The 3534-nt window shown below is 69.0% G+C and carries 2 protein-coding genes; both read left to right on the forward strand.

From position 1 onward, the window contains the following. On the forward strand, window positions 1–2339 hold a 2339-nt coding region (locus DQ229_RS04525; RefSeq protein WP_114965092.1), incomplete at its 5' end, for a baseplate multidomain protein megatron. Window positions 2340–2347: 8 nt separating this feature from the next. Further along, the gene (locus DQ229_RS04530) at window positions 2348–3424 is read left to right on the forward strand and encodes a DUF2793 domain-containing protein (protein ID WP_114965093.1); all 1077 of its coding nucleotides are present in this window, start codon (window positions 2348–2350) and stop codon (window positions 3422–3424) included. Window positions 3425–3534: the final 110 nt, after the last annotated feature.

A 3534-nucleotide genomic window follows, 5' to 3' on the forward strand; every position in this document is an offset into this window, starting at 1 on the left:
CCGATTTCATCGCCATCGACAACTACATGCCGCTCTCGGACTGGCGGGACGGATTTGAACACGCTGACGCCGCTGAAGGCTGGCCCGCGATCTACGACCGGGCATACCTGCAGTCCAACATCGCCGGAGGCGAAGGCTTTGACTGGTTCTATGCCAGCGCGGCTGATCGCTCGGCGCAGACCCGCACGCCCATTGACGACGGCGCCCATGGCAAGCCATGGGTCTTTCGCTACAAGGATCTGCGCGCCTGGTGGTCGGAGCTGCATTTCGACCGCCCGGGCGGGGTGGAGGCGGCGACGCCCACCGCATGGGTGCCCGAGTCAAAGCCCGTGTGGTTCACGGAGTTGGGCTGTCCCGCCGTGGATCGCGGCACCAATCAGCCGAACGTGTTCTTCGACCCGAAGTCGTCCGAGAGCTTTGTCCCCTACTTCTCGCGCGGCTGGCGCGACGATGCGATCCAGCGCGCCTATCTGGAGGCGAGTTATCTCTGGTGGGGCGAGCCCGCGAACAACCCGGTGTCGAGCATCTACGGCGATCGCATGGTCCATGTGCCTGAATGCGCCGCCTGGACCTGGGACGCGCGGCCCTATCCCTTCTTCCCGGCGCTGATCGATGTCTGGACCGATGGTGCGAACTGGCGGCTCGGCCACTGGCTGACCGGGCGGCTCGGGGCGGTGTCGCTCGCGGCACTGGTGCGGCATCTCTGCCTGCGGGCCGGGCTGCCGGAGAGCCGCATCGACGTCACCGGCCTCTGGGGCGCGGTCGAAGGCTATGTCATCGGCGCGCTGGAAAGCCCGCGCGCCTCGATCACCACGCTCGCGCGGCATTTCGGCATCGATGCCGTCGAGACGGAGGGCGTGATCCGCTTTGTCATGCGCGGCCGCGCGGCGGTGGCCGGGATAGGCATGGACGATATGGCTATTGCGCAGGCCGGCGGTGGCGAGGTGATCGAGCTGACCCGCGCGCAGGAGACGGAACTGCCGCAGGCGCTGAAGTGGCAGGTCGCGCGCGCCGACGAGGATTATGACGCCGCTCAGGTCGAGGCGCAGCGCATCACCGTGGATACCGCGCGCATCGCCTCGGAGTCCTTCCCGATGGCGGTGTCGCCCGAAGAGGCGGAACGCCGCTGCCGCCGCGCGCTCATGGAAGCCTGGACGGGGCGCGAAACGGCCGTGTTCCGCCTGCCGCCCTCGCGCCTCGCGCTGGACCCGGCCGATGTGGTGACGCTCGATCATGATGGCCGCCACCTGCCGCTGCGGCTGATATCCACCGCCGATGCCGAGGCCCGCGCCATCGAGGCCGTGCGCCAGGACCGCGAGGCCCATGACCTGCCGCCCGGACAGGCCCGCCCGTCCGCGCTGTCGCGTGCCGTGGTCTTCGGGGCGCCCGAGGTCGCGCTGATGGACCTGCCGCAGCTGACCGAGGACCAGCCCGCGCACCGCCCGCTGATCGCCGCGCACGCAGTGCCCTGGCCCGGCGAGATGGCGGTGTTCCGCAGCCCCGCGACCGACGGCTTCGAGCTGCTCACCAGCTTCGGGACGCGAGCCCGGATGGGCACGCTGGTCTCTGACTTCTACGCGGGGTCGGTGTCGCGCTTCGATCACGGCAACACGCTGGAGGTCGACCTGCTCACCGGCACGCTGGAGAGCGTGACCGATCTCACCCTGTTCGGTGGCGCGAACGCGCTGGCCATCGAGAGCACGCCCGGCGTCTGGGAGATCGTGCAGGCGGGGGCAGCCGAGCTGATCGCACCGGGGCGGTATCGCCTGACCCGGCTCCTGCGCGGCCAGCGCGGAACCGAAGGCGCCATGGGTGATCCGACCCCGGCAGGTGCGCGGGTGGTGGTCCTCGACACCAGCCTCGCCGTCCTGCCGATCGCCGAGGCCGATCTGGGCATCCCCTGGAACTGGCGCATTGGCCCCGCGAGCCGCCCCGTCAGCGACGAGACCCATGTTGCCCGCACAGTCGCGCCGGAAGGCATCGGGCTGCGGCCATTCTCCGTGGCCCATGTCGAACAGCCCTGGCGGCGCCCCCGCGCGCCCGGCGATCTGACCATCCGCTGGACACGGCGGTCCCGCGCGCTGGCGGCCGACAGCTGGGGCGGGCTCGAGGTGCCGCTCGGCGAAGAACTGGAAGCCTATGAGGTCGAGATCATGGACGGCGCGGCCGTGACCCGCGTGCTGAGCGCGACCACGACCAGCGCGATCTACAGCGAGGTCGACCAGATCGTCGATTGGGGCGCGCCGCTCGGCCCCGGCGACGCACTCACCGTCCGAATCTTCCAGCTCTCCGCCCTGATCGGGCGGGGCGCGCCCAGAACCGTCACCCTGAGTTTCTGAGAGGGTCCATGTCTGACACGACCACCCACCTCCTGCTGCCCTATATCCTTGCGGCGCAGGCGCAGAAGCATGCGACCCATAACGAGGCGCTGCGGATCCTCGACGGGCTGGTGCAGCTCGCCGTGAAGGATCGCGACCTCACCGTGCCGCCCGGCAGTCCTGCCGACGGCGAGCGCTACATCGTCGCCTCGGGCGCCAGCGGCGACTGGGCGGGCTGGGACCTGAACATCGCGCTCTCGACCGACGGGGCCTGGCTGCGCCTGCCGCCGCGCGCGGGCTGGCGGGCATGGGTCGAGGATGAAGGCGTGCTGCTGGTCTTCGATGGCTCCGACTGGATCGGCACGACGCCTGGTGAGCTGCAGAACCTCTCCCTGCTGGGGCTGGGAACGACGGCGGATGCATCGAACCCCTTCGCGGCGAAGCTGAATGCCGCGCTCTGGACCGCCAGGACCGTCGCCGAGGGCGGCAGCGGCGATCTGTTCTATACCATGAACAAGGAGACGGCAGGCGACGATCTCGGGCTCACGCTGCAGACCGGCTTCGTGACCAAGGCGCTGGTCGGGCTCTTCGGCTCCGATCACTTCCGGCTTGCGGTCTCGCCCGACGGCAGCAGCTTCTTCGACGGGCTGATCGTCGACAACGCCACCGGCATCGTCGACCAGCCCCGGCTGCCCCGGTTCAAGGCCTACACCAACTACGACAACTATGTCGGCGTCGGCACCTGGACGAAGATCGGCATCAACAACACCGACTATAACGATCAGGGGGCGTTCGACGCGGGCGCCAACCATTTCGTCGCCCCGGCGGATGGGACGTATCTCTTCGGCGCAACGCTGCTCTTCAAGGTCAATTCCAGCACCAATGCGCGCATGCGCGGTCGGCTGGTCCTGAATGGCAGCATTGAGCTCCGCGGGTCCTTCGGCGAGATCAGCGGCGCGCATGTCTCCGAGGCCACCGCGCTCTGGCTGCAGACCATGGCGGTGTTGCAGCAAGGCGATACCGTCGAGCTGCAGGGGTATTTCCGCGCGCAGGACGGCTTCTTCGCGGCCGATCACAGCAGCTTCTGGGGGGCGAAGATCGGATGAGCAACCGGCACACTCTCACCGAGCAGATCCTGCAGGCCTTCCGCGATCATGGTTTCACGGCGGCCATCGGCGTCTGGTTCACCTTCATCGCCGGGCTGGCGACCGCCGTG

The organism is Alkalilacustris brevis (assembly GCF_003350345.1).
GTDB classification, from domain to species: domain Bacteria; phylum Pseudomonadota; class Alphaproteobacteria; order Rhodobacterales; family Rhodobacteraceae; genus Alkalilacustris; species Alkalilacustris brevis.